Origin of the sequence: Pseudoxanthomonas sp. CF125 (genome assembly GCF_900104085.1) — a bacterium.
Lineage (GTDB): Bacteria > Pseudomonadota > Gammaproteobacteria > Xanthomonadales > Xanthomonadaceae > Pseudoxanthomonas_A.
The window spans coordinates 1,222,331-1,240,382 of sequence record NZ_FNLD01000001.1 but is presented as its reverse complement, the minus strand read 5'-3'; the positions used below and the strand labels follow the sequence as shown (position 1 = coordinate 1,240,382).

Annotated in this window: 19 protein-coding genes, 1 tRNA gene and 1 pseudogene; 9 read left to right on the top strand and 12 right to left on the bottom strand. The window is 61.6% G+C overall.

What is annotated here, in order from left to right:
- Window positions 1-237 precede the first annotated feature (237 nt).
- From BLR66_RS05545 to BLR66_RS05505, 9 genes are all read left to right on the top strand, one after another.
- Window positions 238-2,811, top strand: a complete 2,574-nt coding sequence (locus BLR66_RS05545; protein ID WP_255402311.1) for a TonB-dependent receptor — start codon at window positions 238-240, stop codon at window positions 2,809-2,811.
- A 136-nt stretch (window positions 2,812-2,947) separates the two neighbouring features.
- Window positions 2,948-3,445 (top strand): CinA family protein, encoded by a 498-nt coding sequence (locus BLR66_RS05540; protein ID WP_176943772.1) that lies wholly within the window; start codon window positions 2,948-2,950, stop codon window positions 3,443-3,445.
- Window positions 3,446-3,535: 90 nt separating this feature from the next.
- Window positions 3,536-4,498 (top strand): hypothetical protein, encoded by a 963-nt coding sequence (locus tag BLR66_RS05535; RefSeq protein WP_143014564.1) that lies wholly within the window; start codon window positions 3,536-3,538, stop codon window positions 4,496-4,498.
- Window positions 4,499-4,515: 17 nt separating this feature from the next.
- Window positions 4,516-5,151 carry a transcriptional repressor LexA gene (lexA, locus tag BLR66_RS05530; RefSeq protein WP_093280902.1) on the top strand — a complete coding sequence of 212 codons (636 nt, stop codon included), beginning with the start codon at window positions 4,516-4,518 and terminating at the stop codon, window positions 5,149-5,151.
- A 212-nt stretch (window positions 5,152-5,363) separates the two neighbouring features.
- The gene (recA, locus tag BLR66_RS05525) at window positions 5,364-6,398 is read left to right on the top strand and encodes a recombinase RecA (RefSeq protein ID WP_093280897.1); all 1,035 of its coding nucleotides are present in this window, start codon (window positions 5,364-5,366) and stop codon (window positions 6,396-6,398) included.
- Window positions 6,399-6,447: 49 nt separating this feature from the next.
- Window positions 6,448-6,945 (top strand): regulatory protein RecX, encoded by a 498-nt coding sequence (locus BLR66_RS05520; RefSeq protein WP_093280891.1) that lies wholly within the window; start codon window positions 6,448-6,450, stop codon window positions 6,943-6,945.
- A 109-nt stretch (window positions 6,946-7,054) separates the two neighbouring features.
- Complete coding sequence (gene alaS / locus BLR66_RS05515; RefSeq protein WP_093280887.1) at window positions 7,055-9,703, top strand: alanine--tRNA ligase; 2,649 nt, start codon at window positions 7,055-7,057, stop codon at window positions 9,701-9,703.
- Between the two features lie 145 nt (window positions 9,704-9,848).
- Window positions 9,849-10,061, top strand: a complete 213-nt coding sequence (gene csrA, locus BLR66_RS05510) for a carbon storage regulator CsrA (RefSeq protein WP_093280882.1) — start codon at window positions 9,849-9,851, stop codon at window positions 10,059-10,061.
- Between the two features lie 79 nt (window positions 10,062-10,140).
- Window positions 10,141-10,233: transfer RNA gene (locus BLR66_RS05505), tRNA-Ser, on the top strand.
- Window positions 10,234-10,269: 36 nt separating this feature from the next.
- Here the strand turns inward: BLR66_RS05505 and BLR66_RS05500 are convergent.
- From BLR66_RS05500 to BLR66_RS19160, 12 genes and pseudogenes are all read right to left on the bottom strand, one after another.
- On the bottom strand, window positions 10,270-10,491 hold the full coding sequence (locus tag BLR66_RS05500; protein ID WP_176943771.1) for a helix-turn-helix transcriptional regulator: 222 nt from the start codon (window positions 10,489-10,491) through the stop codon (window positions 10,270-10,272).
- Complete coding sequence (locus tag BLR66_RS05495) at window positions 10,478-10,666, bottom strand: hypothetical protein (RefSeq protein WP_093280878.1); 189 nt, start codon at window positions 10,664-10,666, stop codon at window positions 10,478-10,480. Before BLR66_RS05495 ends, BLR66_RS05500 begins: the two co-directional genes overlap by 14 nt.
- Entirely contained in the window at window positions 10,666-11,028 is a 363-nt protein-coding gene (locus BLR66_RS05490; protein ID WP_093280873.1) for a hypothetical protein, read from the bottom strand. The genes BLR66_RS05495 and BLR66_RS05490 overlap by 1 nt, the downstream gene beginning before the upstream one ends.
- A 373-nt stretch (window positions 11,029-11,401) precedes the next feature.
- Complete coding sequence (locus BLR66_RS05480; protein WP_143014563.1) at window positions 11,402-11,899, bottom strand: hypothetical protein; 498 nt, start codon at window positions 11,897-11,899, stop codon at window positions 11,402-11,404.
- Complete coding sequence (locus BLR66_RS05475) at window positions 11,896-12,132, bottom strand: hypothetical protein (RefSeq protein ID WP_093280861.1); 237 nt, start codon at window positions 12,130-12,132, stop codon at window positions 11,896-11,898. Before BLR66_RS05475 ends, BLR66_RS05480 begins: the two co-directional genes overlap by 4 nt.
- A 259-nt stretch (window positions 12,133-12,391) precedes the next feature.
- Complete coding sequence (locus BLR66_RS05470) at window positions 12,392-14,122, bottom strand: hypothetical protein (RefSeq protein WP_093280856.1); 1,731 nt, start codon at window positions 14,120-14,122, stop codon at window positions 12,392-12,394.
- 228 nt (window positions 14,123-14,350) lie between these two features.
- Window positions 14,351-15,088 carry a hypothetical protein gene (locus BLR66_RS05465; protein WP_093280851.1) on the bottom strand — a complete coding sequence of 246 codons (738 nt, stop codon included), beginning with the start codon at window positions 15,086-15,088 and terminating at the stop codon, window positions 14,351-14,353.
- Complete coding sequence (locus tag BLR66_RS05460; RefSeq protein ID WP_143014562.1) at window positions 15,085-15,468, bottom strand: DUF551 domain-containing protein; 384 nt, start codon at window positions 15,466-15,468, stop codon at window positions 15,085-15,087. The genes BLR66_RS05465 and BLR66_RS05460 overlap by 4 nt, the downstream gene beginning before the upstream one ends.
- A gap of 175 nt (window positions 15,469-15,643) precedes the next feature.
- The gene (locus BLR66_RS05455) at window positions 15,644-15,916 is read right to left on the bottom strand and encodes a hypothetical protein (protein WP_093280841.1); all 273 of its coding nucleotides are present in this window, start codon (window positions 15,914-15,916) and stop codon (window positions 15,644-15,646) included.
- A complete protein-coding gene (locus BLR66_RS05450) occupies window positions 15,913-16,533 on the bottom strand; it encodes a lambda exonuclease family protein (protein ID WP_093280836.1) in 621 nt (206 codons plus the stop codon). The genes BLR66_RS05455 and BLR66_RS05450 overlap by 4 nt, the downstream gene beginning before the upstream one ends.
- On the bottom strand, window positions 16,530-17,369 hold the full coding sequence (locus BLR66_RS05445) for a hypothetical protein (RefSeq protein ID WP_093280831.1): 840 nt from the start codon (window positions 17,367-17,369) through the stop codon (window positions 16,530-16,532). The genes BLR66_RS05450 and BLR66_RS05445 overlap by 4 nt, the downstream gene beginning before the upstream one ends.
- A gap of 420 nt (window positions 17,370-17,789) precedes the next feature.
- Window positions 17,790-18,052, bottom strand: a pseudogene (locus BLR66_RS19160) (hypothetical protein); the annotation flags it as partial.

The following is an 18,052-nucleotide window of genomic DNA, read 5'->3' as shown; positions in this document are numbered from 1 at the left end:
GGGTGGGCCCGCGAATCGATTGACACACTCAAGCCATCCCGATTGGGGAAACTTGGTATGGGTGCACTGCAAAATGCCGAACCGTAAAGATAGTGTTAAGTTCGGGAGGTGACGTGGGGAAGCGTCCGCTATCACATATTTTTGGGGACTAAAGAACAAAACACCGCTTTATCAAAACTTGCGATTCGATGACCCTGGGAGGGGATAACAATGGTCGTTGCAAAACCGCAGCACAAGATGCTGGCAGTCGCTGTATTCACGGCGCTTTTTGCCGTATCGCAGGCGCAAGCCCAACAGGCCGCGTCGCCGGCGAAAGCCGATGACGAGCCCACCACGCTGGCCACCATGACGGTGACCGCGCAGAAGCGCGAAGAAGCGATGCAGGACGTGCCGATTTCGGTCACCGCCCTGCCCGAGCAGCTGCTGAAAGACACCGGCGTGCGCGATATCAAGGATCTGCAGGTGCTGGTTCCCGGCCTGACCGTGACCAGCACCCAGAGCGAAGCCCTGACCACCGCGCGTATCCGCGGCATCGGCACGGTGGGCGACAACGCCGGCCTGGAGTCTTCGGTCGGTGTGGTCATCGATGGCGTCTACCGCGCCCGTAACGGCGTGGGCTTCGGCGACCTGGGCGAGCTCGAACGGGTGGAAGTGCTGAAGGGCCCGCAGGGCACCGTGTTCGGCAAGAACACCTCGGCCGGCGTGATCAATATCATCACCCGCCGCCCCAGCTATTCGCAGAGCGCCGAGGGCGAGATCACCGTCGGCAACTACGGCGCCATCGGCGTGTCCGGTTCCTACAACGATGCGTTGTCCGATAACGCCGCATTTCGCATATATGCCACCAAGCGCAAGCGCGACGGCTTCCTGGATGTCGAAACCTCGCGTGGGCCGCGCACGCTGGATGAGGACGGCGACCAGAACTTCCACTCCATCCGTGCCCAGTTGCTGCTGGAACCGACCGATAACCTGGACATCAACTTCATCGGCGACTTCACCAGCCGCGAAGAGAACTGCTGCTCGGCCGTGCAGACGGTGGTCGGCTCAACCGCCGCCATCATCAACGGCGTGGGCGGGGCGGGCTCCATCCCGACGGTCGCCGATCCGTTCGCGCGCATCGCCCACAGCAACCGCAGCACCGAGCAGGACATGAAGGACAAGGGCATCTCGGCCGAAGTCAATTGGGAATCGCCGTGGTTCGGCGGTGCGACCCTGACTTCGATCACCGCGCTGCGCGACTGGCAGTCGATCAATGCGCTGGACTTCGACTACACCGGCGCCGACCTGCTGTACCGGAACGCGAACGAAGACGAATCGCTGACCCGCTTCGAGACCTTCAGCCAGGAATTCCGCCTGACCGGCGCCACCGACAGCATCGACTGGATGGTGGGTGCGTTCTACGCCGACGAAGATCTGACCCGCCACGACTCCTACAGCATCGGTGTCGGTTACGAGCCCTTCCTGTCCACAGCCCTGCTGGCGCGGATCAACCCGGCGCTGGCGGCATCGCCGACCGCGCCGCTGTTCCTGTCGCAGACCACCGGCCGCGCCTTCGGCACCACCTTCGCACCGGGTCTGGGCGCGCTGGATCGCTATGACCAGAACGCCAAGAGCCTGGCGCTGTTCACTAACAACACCTGGCATGCGACCGATGCGCTCGACCTGACCCTGGGCCTGCGCTACACCCGGGAAAAGAAGACCCTGGACTCGGTCTACTCCAATCCGAACGGCGCGCCGGCCTGCGCGTCGTATTTCGGTCCCACCGGGGCGCCCAGCGCGGCTGCGATCGGCCGCATCGCCACCGCCCTGACCACCCGTGGCATTCCGTTCGCCTCCTTGCCGGCCGCGCAGCAGCAGGCGCTGATCGGCAACATCATCGGCTTCAGCTGCCTGCCCTGGGCCAACGCGCTGCACAACGGCCGTTCGACCCAGCAGGAGCGCGAAGAGAAGGAATGGTCCGGCACGCTCAAGGCGGCCTATCGCTGGAACGAGAACGTGATGACCTACGTTTCGGCGGCGCGCGGCTACAAGGGCGGCGGCTTCAATCTCGACCGCGTGCAGACCTCCAACGGCCTGTCCAGCGGCGGGCAGGGCATCATCCCGGTCAACGACACTTCGTTCGACGGCGAGTTCGTGGACAGCTACGAGCTGGGCGCCAAGACCACTTGGCTGGACGGCAATCTGCTGCTCAACGCGACCTTGTTCCACCAGACCTACGAAGATTTCCAGCTCAACAGCTTCCTGGGCACCAGCTTCGTGGTCCGTTCGATTCCCAAGGTCACTTCGCGCGGCGTGGATACCGAAATCCTGTGGCAGCCCAGCAAGGGCCTGATGCTGCAGGGCGGCCTGATGTACGCCGACACCTTCTACGGCGACGAAAGGCCCACGCCCGATTTCGTGGCCCCCGATGGAGCCTTGTACAAGCTGCCCGGCAACAAGACCAGCTTCGCACCGGAGTGGTCGGGCACTGCGTCGGCGACCTACGAATGGGATTTCGGCGCGAGCCTGGTGGGCCGTTTCAACATCGGCGCCAAGTACACCTCGGAATTCAATACCGGTTCCGATCTGGATGTGGAGAAGATGCAGGACGCCTATACGGTGGTCAACGCCCGCTTCGGCATCGGCGCCAAGAGCAAGCGCTGGATGCTGGAATTCTGGGGCCTGAACATCTTCGACGAAGAGTATGTGCAGGTGGGTTTCGACGGTCCACTGCAGACCGCCAGCGCCACTCCGAACGATCCGCGCAATACCTACAACGCCTTCCTGGGTGCGCCGCGCACCTATGGCGTGACCTTCCGCATCCAGTACTGATCGCACAAGGTCGGAAAACCAGCGGCCCGCCACGGAAGTGGCGGGCCGTTTTCGTCCGGCATGAGCGCATGCGGCAGACAGACGCCCGCTTTTCCGCTACAACGGCAGCGCCGTCGCCATTCCGTAAAAGCCGCCAATGTCCATCCCCAACGACCACGATCTGCTCGCGCTCGCCCAGAACCTCGGCGTGCGCCTGCGCGATACGCACCATCGTTTGGTGACGGCGGAAAGCTGTACGGGCGGCTGGATCGCCAAGGCGGTGACCGATATCGCCGGCTCGTCGGATTGGTTCGATTGCGGCATGGCCGCCTACAGCTACGAGGCCAAGCAGGCGCTGCTGGGCGTGCGTGCGGAGACGCTGGAAGTCCACGGCGCGGTCAGCAGGGAGACCGTGATCGAAATGGTGTCCGGCGCCCTGGTCAACTCGGGCGCCAGCATCGCCGTGGCGGTCACCGGCATCGCCGGGCCCGGCGGCGGCAGCGAGGGCAAGCCGGTGGGAACGGTGTGGATAGGCTGGAAACGGCGTGGTGGCTATGCGCGGGCCGAGGTTTTCCACTTCGATGGCGATCGCGAAGCGGTGCGCAGGCAGACCGTGGCCGCTGCGCTGCAGGGATTGGATGCGTTGGCGGGCTGAGCGGAATTGAAACTCTGGAGTCGGGGAAGTTGGTGCTGGGTCGCATTCGCATTGTTGACTGGAGGCTGGTGCACTGGCTGGCTTTGGTTCTTGCTGGCGCTGACCTGGGGCATGCCCGGCATCCTCACGATGGAGTCCGATCGGGGTGCTTTGGAGCTGCTGGAATTCGCTACCGTGCGTCCCTATCCGCAGGTGCTGTTAGCGGTATTTCTCTTCTTCATGTTGCCGCCACTGCTGCTAGGCGCATTGCGCAATTGGTGGGACCGCGATGGGCGCGCTCGCGCAGCGCTGGCATGGCCATGGCGCGCGCCGGCTTTCTGGCTGCCGGGCGTGCTGTGGTGCGTGGGCTGGGCTGCGGTGTCGTTCGTTCTTCATGACAGCGACGGGCTGGAACTGGTCGCAATGGCCGCTTCGACGCTCGTCTTCGTCGCGGCGCCGTTTTCCTGCCTGAATCCTCGCACGCTCGACGATGCGGCTCCTGCGCGCTGGTGGCGGCCTGGTTGGCCGGGGATGCGGGCGCTGGCAATGTGTTTGGCGCTATGGGCGGCATACGCGCTGGCAAGTTTCGCGGTCGGGGAAGTGATCGCTATCGGCCCCGCAGCCTGGACGATGGTGTTGCTGTCGGTCCTGGATGAGTTGCTATCGGCCTGTTTTCTGGTCATAGCCATTGCGATTTGGCTCAACCGGGGACATTGGCGAGCCGTCCGAAGCGATCTGTTGAGCATTTGGCGCAACGGTTTCATCGGCGAGTACGTCTGGCAAAGCGCGGCCATTGCGGTTGTCTTCATTGCATTGGCGTTTCCTATATTGGTGTGTGCAATCCAGGCGATCTTCGTCATTCCTCAATACGAGCAATGGGCGCACGCGACAGGCGCGCAACTTCCGACCGGCTTGCGATTGCTGGTGGAGGCTTACCGCGCCAACGGCATCTTGCTGTTTGTTCTGGCCGTTCCGTTAGGGCTGTATTTCACCCTGGTCCAAGGGCGGCTGATTAGGCAGCACGGGGTCGGGAAGGGGGATAGTCACGAAATAGTTGCTTTCCCATTTCGTTAGTAGTATTACTACTAACCATGAATCTGACCGACACCCAGCAAGCCATCCTGGCCATGATCGCCGAGCGCATCGGCGCCGATGGCGTGCCGCCTTCCCAGGCAGAGATCGCCAAGGCCTTCGGCTTCAGCGGGGTTCGTGCCGCCCAGTACCATATCGAGGCGCTTGAGGCCGCCGGCGCAATCCGCCGGATCCCCGGGCAGGCGCGTGGCATTCGTCTGGTCCACGACGACACCGACATTCCTGTACCCGAAGCCATCCTTCCTGATAACGCGCTGCGTTTGCCGGTACTGGGGCGCGTGGCAGCGGGCCTGCCGATCGGCGCAGACATCCGTTCCGATGATTTCGTGCTGCTGGATCGCGCCTTCTTCGCTCCGGCGCCGGATTACCTGCTGAAAGTGCAGGGCGATTCCATGCGCGACGAAGGCATCTTCGACGGCGACCTGATCGGCGTACATCGCACCCCGGATGCGCGTTCCGGACAGATCGTAGTGGCGCGTATCGACGATGAGATCACCGTCAAGCTCCTGAAAATAGGCAAGGACCGCATCCGTCTGCTGCCGCGCAATCCCGACTATTCGCCGATCGAGGTCATGCCCGATCAGGATTTCGCCATCGAAGGCCTCTATTGCGGTCTGGTGCGTCCCAATCGCTGATATCGCAGCGGTCCCATCGTTCGTCCCACTAATAAATAAGAAAAAGGTTTTATTTATCAAACAGGAAATTTCCGACACGTCTTCAAGCCGTTGTCCGCTAGCCCCAGTCCGCGTTGCAAAGTTAATTTCGATCACGGCACATCGCGTCGCAACCTGTGCGACCCATGGCCGCTAAATTGCCCTCAACCCGACAAACCACCAAGGACACTACGATGGACGAGAACAAGAAGCGCGCACTTTCCGCGGCCCTGACCCAGATCGAACGCCAGTTCGGCAAGGGCTCGGTGATGCGCATGGGCGACCAGATCATCGAAGCGGTTGAGGCCATTCCCACCGGCTCGCTGATGCTGGATATCGCACTCGGCATCGGCGGTCTGCCCAAGGGCCGCGTGGTGGAAATCTACGGTCCCGAATCCTCCGGCAAGACCACTCTGGCCCTGCAGACCATCGCCCAGTGCCAGAAGCGCGGCGGCACCGCTGCTTTCATCGATGCCGAGCATGCGTTGGACCCGATCTACGCTGCGAAGTTGGGCGTCAATGTCGACGACTTGCTGCTGTCGCAGCCGGATACGGGCGAACAGGCGCTGGAAATCTGCGACATGCTGGTCCGCTCCAACGCCGTGGACATGGTGGTCATCGACTCGGTCGCCGCTTTGACGCCCAAAGCCGAAATCGAGGGAGAAATGGGCGACCAGCTGCCCGGCCTGCAGGCCCGGTTGATGAGCCAGGCGCTGCGCAAGCTGACCGGCAACATCAAGCGTTCCAACTGCATGGTGCTGTTCATCAACCAGCTGCGCATGAAGATCGGCGCGATGATGCCTGGCCAGAGTCCGGAAGTGACCACCGGCGGCAACGCGCTGAAGTTCTATGCCTCGGTGCGCCTGGATATCCGCCGCATCGGCGCGATCAAGAAAGGCGACGAGATCATCGGCAACCAGACCAAGATCAAAGTGGTCAAGAACAAGCTGGCGCCTCCGTTCAAGCAGGTCATCACCGAGATCCTGTACGGCGAAGGCATCAGCCGCGAGGGCGAACTGATCGACATGGGTGTCGAGGCCAAGCTGGTGGACAAGGCGGGCGCCTGGTACAGCTATGGCGACGAACGCATCGGCCAGGGCAAGGACAATTCGCGCCAGTACCTTAAGGACAACCCGCAGGTCGCCACGCGCCTGGAAGGCGAGCTGCGCGACAAGTTCCAGCCGACCGAAGTCAAGCCGGACGAGGTCGAAGAGGACGCAGAGATTTGATCGGGATTGGCGCAAGGACGCGCCGCTTTTTCGATCGGGATTCAATCACTTGTCAGAAACCGACATTCCCGCATCGGGCTCACGCAGGCGCAAACCGCGTGAGCTGACCCCAGTCCAGCGCGCACTGGCGTTGCTGGTCCGCCGTGAACATTCGCGCAAGGAACTGGCGCGCAAGCTGGCCGAACGTGGGGTCGAGCAGGAAGCGGCAGCGGCGGCAGTGGAGAAGCTGACCGGCGATGGTTGGCAGAGCGATGCGCGTTTTGCCGAAATGCTGGTTCGCACCCGGGTGGCGCATGGGCAAGGTCCTTTGCGTATCCGCGCTGAGCTGGGAACCCATGGACTCGACAGCAGCACCATCGATGCGGCCATGGGAGCCTTCGATGGCGACTGGCGCCAGGCGGCACACGATCTGGCGCGCCGCCGCTTCGGCCTGGATTTGGCAAGGGCCGATGGGGCCTTGCGGCGCAAGGCCGCCGATTTCCTGTACCGGCGCGGTTTCGATGGCGATACAGTGAGGGCGGCCCTGCGGGGCGACCGGGAGGACTGATCGGGCCCGGCCTGCTAACCTTTGCGGATTGGGTTGTCTGCTCCAGCACGCGTCCGCATCTTGTGGGTATCGCGCGCACCAGACGTGCCCGCCCGCCACAGCCAGCCAGATGACCACTTCCAAGCTAAGCAGCAGCCAGATCCGCAGCGATTTCCTCGAATTCTTCCGTGGCAAGGGCCATACCATCGTGCCTTCGGCCCCGCTGGTGCCCGGCAACGACCCGACCCTGCTGTTCACCAACTCAGGCATGGTCCAGTTCAAGGACGTGTTCCTGGGCGCGGAGAAGCGCAGCTACGTGCGCGCGGCCGACGTCCAGCGCTGCCTGCGCGCGGGCGGCAAGCACAACGACCTGGATTCGGTCGGCTATACCGCACGCCACCACACCTTCTTCGAAATGCTGGGCAACTGGTCCTTCGGCGACTATTTCAAGAAAGACGCCATCGCCTGGGCCTGGGAACTGCTGACCGAAGTCTGGAAGCTACCCAAGGAGCGCCTGCTGGTCACGGTCTACCACACCGATGACGAGGCTTATGAGCTGTGGAACAAGATGGTCGGCATCCCCGCCGAACGCATCGTCCGCATCGGCGACAACAAGGGCGCGCCTTACGCCTCCGACAACTTCTGGCAGATGGCCGACACCGGCCCGTGCGGTCCATGCACCGAAATCTTCTACGACCACGGCGACCACATCGCCGGTGGCCCGCCCGGTTCGCCGGACGAGGACGGCGACCGCTTCATCGAAATCTGGAACCTGGTGTTCATGCAGTTCGACCGCCAGCCCGACGGCACACTGGTGCCGCTGCCCGCGCCCTGCGTGGACACGGGTATGGGCATGGAGCGCCTTGCCGCGATCCTGCAGCACGTGCACACCAACTACGAAATCGACATCTTCCAGACCCTGATCGCCAAGGCCTCCGAGCTGACCGGCACCGCGGACCTGGAGAACAAGTCGCTGCGCGTGATCGCCGACCACATCCGCGCCTGCTCGTTCCTGATCGTCGATGGCGTGCTGCCGTCCAACGAGGGCCGCGGCTACGTGCTGCGCCGGATCATCCGCCGCGCCCTGCGCCATGGCTGGATGCTGGGCGTACGCCAGCCGTTCTTCCACAAGATGGTGCCGACCCTGGTCGCGCTGATGGGCGAAGCCTATCCGGAGCTGCCGGCGGCGCAGGACCTGGTGGAGCGCGCCTTGAAGGCCGAGGAAGAGCGCTTCGCCGAGACCCTGGATTCGGGCATGCGCATCTTCGATGACGTGGCCTCGCGCGCCAAGGGAGTGATTCCGGGCGTGGATGCCTTCCGCCTGTACGACACCTACGGCTTCCCCGTGGACCTGACCGCCGACATCGCGCGCGAGCGTGGGCTGTCGGTAGACATGGCCGGCTTCGATGCAGCGATGGAACAGCAGCGCGAAACCGCTCGCGCTGCAGGCAAGTTCTCTTCCGGCTCGGGCTTGCCCGCGGAGCTGGTGGCGAAGTTGAAGCCGACCGAATTCCTGGGCTACGACGCGCTGGACGCCGGCGGACTGGTGGTGGCCGCGCTGTTGAAGGACGGGCGCCCGGCCGACTCAGTGGGCGCCGGCGACGAGGCTGTGGTGATTCTGGACCGCACGCCTTTCTACGCCGAATCCGGCGGCCAGGTCGGCGATACCGGCGTGTTGGCCGAGCAGGGCGTCAAGTTCGAAGTAAGCGATACGCTGAAATACGCCGGTCAGTTCCATGGCCATGTCGGCAGGGTTGCGGCCGGCAGCCTGAAGGTCGGAGACCACGTGCTGGGTTCGGTCGATGCGCCGCGCCGCGCCGCCATCATCCTCAATCATTCCGCCACGCACTTGCTGCACGCGGCTTTGCGGGAGCTGCTGGGCACGCATGTGCAGCAGAAGGGCTCGCTGGTGGCGCCGGACCGGCTGCGCTTCGACTTCGCGCACTTCCAACCGGTGGCCGCGGCCGAATTGGCCGAGATCGAGCGCCGCGTTAATGCGCAAATCCGCGCCAACCATGCCGCCGAAGTGCACAACATGGGGATGCAGGAAGCCCTGGATTTCGGCGCCATGGCCCTGTTCGGCGAGAAATACGGCGAGCACGTGCGCGTGCTGAAGATGGGCGGCTATTCCACCGAACTCTGCGGCGGTACCCACGTGGGCCGCACGGGCGATATCGGCCTGTTCAAGATCGTAAGCGAGGGCGGCGTGTCGTCGGGCGTGCGCCGCATCGAAGCGGTGACCGGGCAGGGCGCGCTCGATCTGGTTTCCGCGGAAGAACAGCGCCTGCAGGAGGCGGCGGCCCTGCTGGGCGGCAGCGCCGGCGAGGTGGTCGAGAAGGTGCGGCAGCTGACCGAGCGCCAGAAAAAGCTGGAGCGCGAGCTTGAGGGCCTTAAAGCCAAGGCGGCCTCCGGCGCCACCGCGGATTTGGCGGGCTCGGCGGTGGAAATCGAAGGCGTGCGCGTGCTGGCTGCCCGGCTGGAAGGGTTCGATGCCAAGGCGCTGCGCGATGCCATGGACCGGCTCAAACAGCAATTGGGTGACGCTGTCATCGTCCTGGCAGGTGCAGCCGATGGCAAGGCTTCGCTGGTGGCCGGGGTGAATGGCTCTGCAATGGGCCGGGTCAAGGCGGGGGAACTGCTGGCGCATATCGCCAGTCTCACCGGGGGCAAGGGCGGCGGCCGCCCGGATCTCGCCCAGGGTGGTGGCGAGGACGGGCCCGCCCTTGCCTCGGCACTAGCAGACGTTCCGGCATGGGTAGCCCAACGGATACGGCCCTGAATACACGAAACATGAGCTTGCGGGCCGTAGTGGCCGGCCGTTACCATGTTTCACGTTGATGAATGAATCAGGAAGCGTTTATGCCTCCGTTAAGGCTAAAACGCCCTCCCGGCACTACTCTTGCCGGATTAAGGAGACAAATTAAATGTTGATTTTGACTCGCCGAGTTGGCGAAACTTTGATGATCGGCGACTCGGTCACCGTGACCGTGCTGGGCGTCAAGGGCAATCAGGTGCGCATTGGCATCACTGCGCCCAAGGACGTGGCTGTGCATCGCGAAGAAATTTATCAGCGCATCCAACGCGGTGAAGATGCCAACACGCCTGCGCAACCCGCAGAAACCAGCTCATCCAGCTGACGATTTCGTTTGCCGTCACCTCAGTCAGCCGGTATCCTAAACGGCTGAGGCGGTGCATTGCTGTCCGCTTCGAAATCCCGGAGAGTTGCCCGAGCGGCTGAAGGGGCTCCCCTGCTAAGGGAGTATAGGGTCAAAAGCCTTATCGAGGGTTCGAATCCCTCACTCTCCGCCAATCGATTGAATAAGCCGCTGATTCTAGCGGCTTTTTTCATGCCGCAATATCCTGCCCCATGTTTCGCCCCATGTTGTGGAGCTTGATGCGTTCGGCGATCCAGGCATCCACCTCGGACTCAATCCAGAGTGATCGCGTGCCGAACTTCGCCGGCTTCGGGAACTGACCTTGGTTGACAAGGCGGTAGATCATGCTGGGGCAGAGGCCCACGCGTCCCCGTACGCCCTGCATCGTCAGGAAGGACTCAGCGGCTCCCATCGTCGTCTCCTTTCCCGTTCAACTTGTCGGCGTGGCGTTGCGCCACTTCACGATCCTCAAACCAAATGATCCGGCCATTTTCATCGCGGGCAAGATCCTGCTGCGGACCGTGCTTGCGATGCCTTAGCACCACGAGCGTGAGCGAGCCGCTGGTTTCAACTGCCCAGTCAGCCATCACCCCGCCTCCCGGCCTGGGAGGAGTCGCGCTGCCAATTCTTGTGAGTAGGGCAGCGATAGGTAGTGCTTTGCTCGATCAGCCATTTTGCCCTTGGCAGCACCTTCCACGTACTCGGCAAACTCGACCGCCTGAGCACATGCGACTTCTAGTTCCTCAACGCGCTCCTGTAGGCGCAGGTTCGCCATGCCTGACATGGTGGAAATGTCTTCCTCTTCCAGCATGTATTCGGACAGGCCGTCGAACTCTGTCCGCGTCAGATAGGTGCGCTCGACCGGAACGGAGTTTCCAGATTTAAACCGGGACTCCAGTTCGGCCATGAACTTCAACTGACGCCCTAAGATGGCAGGCCAGTTACTCACGCCCCACCCCTCGCCCCGGCCCCGTGGAGGGCGGCTGCTTCGTCAGGGTTCTCATCGCGCCATTGCTGCCAGCTTTCGTCGGCCAGCTTATGCGCGATCCAGTCCGGATGGTCCGCCGTCGCAAGGTAGGTGTGCTTCCCGTAGCGGCACGCCTTGCACAATCGCACGTTGTCTCGCTTGTCGCCTGCGTACTCGCTGTGTTCCGTGCAGACGTACAGCCCACACCCATGCTCGCCGCCGTATGGCTCTCCACCGCAGACGTAGCCGAGTCCACGATCTATCTCCGCTGTGCATCCGGGGTGGTCGCAATAGGCTGGCACGCCATAGCCTATGTCACGCTTCCAGTTTGAGTCGTAGCCGACTGACCAGCCCATTATATTTTTCTCCTGTTGGCTGCGACACAATCGTTCCATCCGTTGCAATACCCAGTCGCGGCATCCTGCTTAGCGCCGCCTCCACGCTCATAATAGAACGGTGCAGTCTCAATCGCCCCCACCTCACCGCCCCCAGCGCGGGAAGGGGTGGCCAGCTCGCGCAGCGCCTTTTCTATTTCGTAGCGGCACAACGCAGCGTCGCCTTCTTCCGTGTCGTAGTCGCGACCTTCCTTGCCCTCGGCATATGCCAGATCCCAGTAGCGGTCAATTAACTCCTGAAGTTGGCGGCGAGGACCGTTGTCTATCAGATTTGCCGATATTTGAGAGACAACGTGGTTTGTCTCTAACGGATGAGGTACAACCGGCTCAGCCCTCCCCGCCAGGGCTTCGGCGGCAGCAGTCTGTATTGCCACCATCTTCCGGTACGCCATAGGCGGAATGTCATCGCCGAATGTTCCGAGCCAAGTTTCTATCTGCTGCACCAGCGGCGTGGTCATGTCTTGCTCCATGGGTTCTTGAATCCGAAAACGTCCTGAAGGAATTGATACGGCTTTGTGGTGCGGACGCCAAGTATTCGGGCGGGTAGCCGGTCTGATATCAGATTGTTTATAGGCTCGATATCAACCCCCACCGCCCTCCAGTGATCCAAGTGCTTCGGATCGGCCATCACCCGGAACCCATAAGGACCGTCCTTCGTCTGCACGGTTAGGGACATTAGCTGGGTGGTCATGGTTGCTCTCCTTCGCTCGGATCGTAGCGGCGTCCTTCTGGATGCACGTCACGTCGTCCAGTGGTTGGTTCGTGTCCACACTTTACGCACGACCAATGCACGGCCTTGTTGTCGTGCCCGCACTTGATGCAGTTCCAAGGACTTGCCTTCCCTGGATTCGCAGAAAGCGGGCTATTACCGTAACTTCCCACAGATTCTTCATTCAGCGCATTGAACCAGTTGGATTCGCGTAGTTCCCTATTGAAGTCTCTGGGATGCATCACTCACCCTCCGCCGAACCGGGCGCGGCTGCGCAATCCAGCATCGCGTTTATTTCGTTTAGCGCCATGTCTCGGAAACTGATTTCGCGCCAGCGACCCTCACACACCGACATTTGCCCGCCGTCAGGGTGACGATTTACCCGTGCGCAATAAGCTTCCGCCCATTCCTTCGTTGCGCGATTTGGGACCAGCACTTGGCCGCCGTTTACTGCTGGGTCCACTGCTACCGCGACGTGCCAGTCGATGACCCTGCCGATTGTTTTGTAAGGCGGCTCATCGATTGGGGCATCCATTGCGGCTATAGCTAAATGATCCAGCACCGCGCTACGCCATGCATCCACCACCATGCCGTCGGGGATTTCGGTGGGTGGGTGGAGGTATAGCGCTTGGGTCCGTTTCGATTCCGGCTCAGCCTCATGCGTGGCGACGATCATCCCGCCGTGCTCGCGGACCATCATCAGCTCGTAGGGATCGACCCACACGACCGCCTCACCCACGCGCGGATTGGAAAGGGCGGCGCGCACTGCACGCAATCCAGCTTTGGTCGCCGCGTTCGTGTTGTCCTGCATCCGGCCCGGATAGTCTGGCCGTGTGATCGGCTCTAACCGGTCGAACTCAGCAACGTGCGTGTCATAGAACAGCTTGAACAGTTCGTCATCCCCATCAGGGGCGGCAGGGGCCGGAACATGAGGGCCATTGCATTTCCACGGCGTATTGCAGTTGGGGCACATGTAGTCTCCAGCATCGGTGCCATCTGTAGAGACAACGCCCGTAGCTTCCACGCCAGTAGAAACAACGGCAGGGTCCGGAGTGGTGGCTGGCGTCGTGATGCCCATAGCCTTTTTGATGGCCTGCCTGATTGTTAGGCAGGCGTCTCCGATCAGATGCCAGTGGTGTCCAGACAACATCAGCGGAGAAGGCCCCGTTCCGCCACTGTTGCCGAGTGACGTTGAAGGCATGTAGTCAATTGGTCGTGCCTGCTTGTCCAGCCAGTTCAGCATTTCAGTATCCCCCACCCCTTCCCCCTGCGATCCGGCAAGGGCGGCACGAAGTAAGCGCGCCTGCTTCCGGGCGGACTTGATAGTGGTTTCGTGATCTTCAAATAGGCCCTCCGCATAGTCATCCAGGTAATCAGCTATCAACGCGATGTCATAGGTCGGTCGTGCCAATTTAGTGACTCGTTCTGCTATAGCTCTTTCGGTGTTGGTGATTTCAATTTGGCTGGCCAATGCAACGCCAAGCGCATGAATGGCGTCCGCTGCCTCTCGATCCAGCCTGCTGTGGTAGTAGCGCTGGCCGTTGCAGTGATACTTGGCAGGCTCCAATATCGCGTCTGGCGGCAAATAGTCATCCGTGTCCCGCTGCGTATACGTACGCTCACGCAGCATGTTTTCGACACTATCGAAGCCACCTGCGGTTTCCCCCTTCCCGGCCTGGATGGCGCGGGCGGTTTCCATTGATTCCATCGCAGAGATATCGTCATCAGCCAACGCCCGCACCGCCTCCAGCTTGGACAGCAATTCGTCGCGCTCGGTTAGAAGTTCGCCGTAATCCCTCCAGCATTCGGAGTATTTGCTTTCCGCGTTCTCCCATAGGGATTCCGGAACAAGCTTGTCTCCAACCTTCAGTCCCATTCGGTTGACTATGGATGCGATAGACTCAGTGCCAGCCCACAGCAACGTGTAGACAGGGCCAATCTCCGCCACTACCCGACCGGCTGACTCGCTCATGGCTGTTCCTTGTGATTTAGAAGTTTGAATAGCGCTGATGCCGTAGTATCTCCGAAGGTCTCCCTTGCCCAACCTTCGCGTGCCGCTGTAACCGACTTGTAGCCACAAGTCATGCACTCCGGGATGTCTTTCGTGCGAAACCCAAAGCGTCCGCCCCATCCTGGGCCGTTTGGCCGAACCTCAACGCCAGCCGCATTAGCAAACTGGCGAAGGGACTTGATGCGTGAATTACTCACGGCCCTCCCCCTCACTGGCCTCAGAGCGGACACCGCCCTTGCCAAGCCTAAGCCGCGCAAACTCAATCAGTAGCGCGTACTCCCGGCCTATCTGTGAATCCATGCCGTGCGTCTTTGCGACCGCAGCAAGAAATTCATAGTCGCTTCCGATGAAGCAGCCGCGCGTGACAAGCAGCCCTTCCTTTGCGTGATAGACGGTCAGCGTCCCTTGCCCGCTGCCGACGTTGCTTGTCCATGTGATTGACGCATTGCCGTAGACCCGCGCATCGCCGGAGACCCGCGCATTGCCGTAGACCCGCGCATCGCCGGAGACCCACGCATCGCCGGAGACCCGCGCATCGCCGGAGACCCGCGCATCGCCGGAGACCCACGCATCGCCGTAGACCCACGCATTGCCGGAGACCCGCGCATCGCCGGAGACCCACGCATCGCCGTAGACCCACGCATTGCCGTAGACCCACGCATCGCCGGAGACCCGCGCATTGCCGTAGACCCGCGCATCGCCGTAGACCCGCGCATCGCCGGAGACCCGCGCATTGCCGGAGACCCGCGCATTGCCGGAGACCCACGCATCGCCGTAGACCTGCGACAAGTTCTTTTCGGATTCTATGTATCCGCCAAGTTCACCAGCGGCAATCAGTCCGAACGCAACCACACACTGTATGCGGAACAACTTGCGGCCCATCCACTCGATGGAATCCTCTTTTACCAGCTTATATTTCTTGCTCATGTTGATTCCTTGGTTGAGTCATAGCGGACGGCTTGGGCGGCGGGCGGGGTTGGCAGCGGTTGCCAATGGGTGGGCTCCCACGGTCCAGATACGTCTAAGTACGCTTCGTAATGCGCATACTCGGCATAGTCATCCGGCTCCGTGGTTAAGAACTGATTCAATTCATCGTCCCAGTGCGCCACACCAGCTATAAATCCAGCCTTTATGCCAAGGAAATAACTCCCATCTCTCGGCGCACTCTCAATCGGCAACCACTCATCCGCCCGCGCATTCGCCGCTCTCCAGTCCTGCGAGCGGAACCAGTTGACGAGAGAGGCTATGAATGCGGCATTCTCATCCCGCTGTTCTCGATCCTTGTCACCGATCTGTTGCTGCGTCACAACCACAACGTCACCTCCGGCAGTCTCAACTGAACCAACTTGCCCGAGATCGGTTGCGTGATGCCACGGGCCAGGCGTCGCACGCTCACTCAGCGCTCGGCATCCGTAACAACAGACTCCGGCAGATTGGGGGTGGGGGTTGTCATGGGCTGCTCCTGGGTGCTGTCGCTGCAAATCAGAAAGGCACGTCGTCGGACTGATCAGATACGGACGCTGACCGCTGCGGACGCTCCGACTTGCTTGCGGCCTTATCCTTGTCTTCGGCGAACAGACTCAACTTGCCATCCCACCAAGCGCCCACCGGGATTGCATGGAACTCCAAGCTGATATTTCCGTCATCCCACTTAGTGGCCCGACCCACGTTGATCCACTGCCTCTTTTCCTCGCCATCGCGAGTGGTGTACGGACGGCCTGCGGTGACGTTGTAGCGTTCGACTGGTGCGCTCATGTTGCTTTCCTCATGTTGATAAGTTCGGAACAGATTGCGGTGATTTCGGCGTCTGCCTTGATGCAGGCTTCTTCCAAGGTTTTGATTGCGATTTCGTCGCGGTTGACGCGCTCAATGGCTAGCTGAAGTCCGGTCGGGAATCGCGGGTCGTAGCTCACTACGTCGCACCATTCGCGCTCAGCGACCCATAGCTGCCCCTGCACCTGCCAGCGGTACTCTTGGGCGTGTGCTCCATTGCGCAGGGCGTACAGGTGTTTTGCCTGCGCCGACGGGCATTTGATTTCCAGTAAGCCCTTGTCGCCGATCAGGCCATCCGGAGATATGCCCACGAAGGACAGCCGTGGATGCACGATGAAAGCGACCTGATCGACCAACTCTCCGGTGTGCGCCTCGTAAGCGCCTCGGGCTAGCGGCTCCAGTTCGCTACCACGCCTCATGGCGTCGTTCTGGAACGTCGTTTCCGGTTCTCCGGTCAGACGTTCCAGTGCCACGGTGACGATCAGATTGGCGCGGCTAGTGGACGGCCCGGACTTCGTTGTCGCCATCAAATCGGCGAACCTGGAGCCGGTGAGTTTGCCGGCGCGCAAGGCCAGCCATTCGGCGCTTCCCTGGATCACTTGGCATCCTCCAGCATTTGGTCTGCGGAGGCTGCTGTGTCCTTGAAGTCCTGCATACGGTCACGCACTAGGGCGCGGTCGTTGGCTGGGAAGTCAGTCCAGAAGGACCGGAAGTGTTCGGTGCCCTTGGCTGCTGCTGCCTTGCACTCGGCGATAGCTGCGTCACGCTCCGGACTGTCCTGCGGCGTTGCCTGCTGCACGGCAACCGCTGCCGGCTTGGCGCGCTGTTGCCCAACAATCTCCGCGATCACTTCCTCCGGAAGATCCTCAATATCCTGCGTGAACAGATCGGAGGCAGCGGTGCAGGTAATGACCGCATCCACCTGACCGCGCTTCTTAGCCATCTTCAGGATGGTGTTAGCCACGTCAGCCGGATTGGTGCGAACCTGTTTCTTCTGCTCGACCTTGCCCTGATACTTACTGAACTTCACGCGGCGGCGATTCTCCGGCGTTGCGTCAAATTCCTCCGGACAGACCGCCAACCGCCATGCGTACTTGTCTTCCTGGCTGCTGCACTCGCCGATGCCCGCGCCGATGAACGCGCCGGACATGGAAGTCAGGCGGACCTTAACCCGGTAGTGAACCTCACCGTCGCGGCTCAGATCCTCGACCTCCGGATCGCCGGCCAGTCGGAAGGTTGCCATCAGCTTTTCAGCGCCGGCCTTGTAGAGGCTCTTGGACTTCGTGCCCGGAATGGTCCCGTAGTGGGTGCCGTCCTGCATGACTTCCTTCATCACGTCCTGCATGAGGTTCACTTGGGCGCGAACGTCCGCAGCCGTGAGTGAGCGCTGGCCGTAGTTCTCTACTGCGGGTTGAAACTGGACTACCTGATTCATTTCACTTTTCCAGAATTAGAATGCGCATCCTTGCGCGTGACGGAGAACAAGCCTCCAGTAGGCCGGGCAGGAGGGCGCCCGACAGTTGCTTGTGACGCCTCTATCGCCATGCGGAAGTTGTCGCCGGCATAGATCGGCTTGCTGAGTTGGGGCCAGGCGCTCATCGACTAGCCCCTCACGGCGCTGGTAACCAACGCCTTGACATGCGGCGCAAACCCTGCATCACGCGGCTGAGCGGTGGCTATTGCCAGCCCGAACGCAGTGACGAAGATCACGCCGCACGCGATATCGAACCCATGCCGGCGCAAGTACCACGCGGCGTTCCCTGTGGTGCGGCTAAGCGCCTTGTAGATCGTGCTGCGGTAGTCGTCGTGCCGGTGCGGCGGGTGAGGAGTTGCGCCTTCCAGGATTAGGGTGGGGTTACGGCACATAAACCACCGCCTTGCCGCCGCGCAGCACGTACCACGTATCTGCCTCAATTCCGTTTTCACCGACCTTGCTGGCGAATACAGAGAGAATTTCTCGGTTCTTGCCGCGCTCCACAAGGAAGATCGCGCCAGCTTTGCCAGCCTTGGCCGCTCCGTCTCCCGCGTTAGCCGCGACGGCGTTAACTCCCTTGGCTTCACACTGGGCGTAGTAGCCGCTGGTGGCGCTGTTGGCGTAGTCGCCGCTGGTGGCGCTGT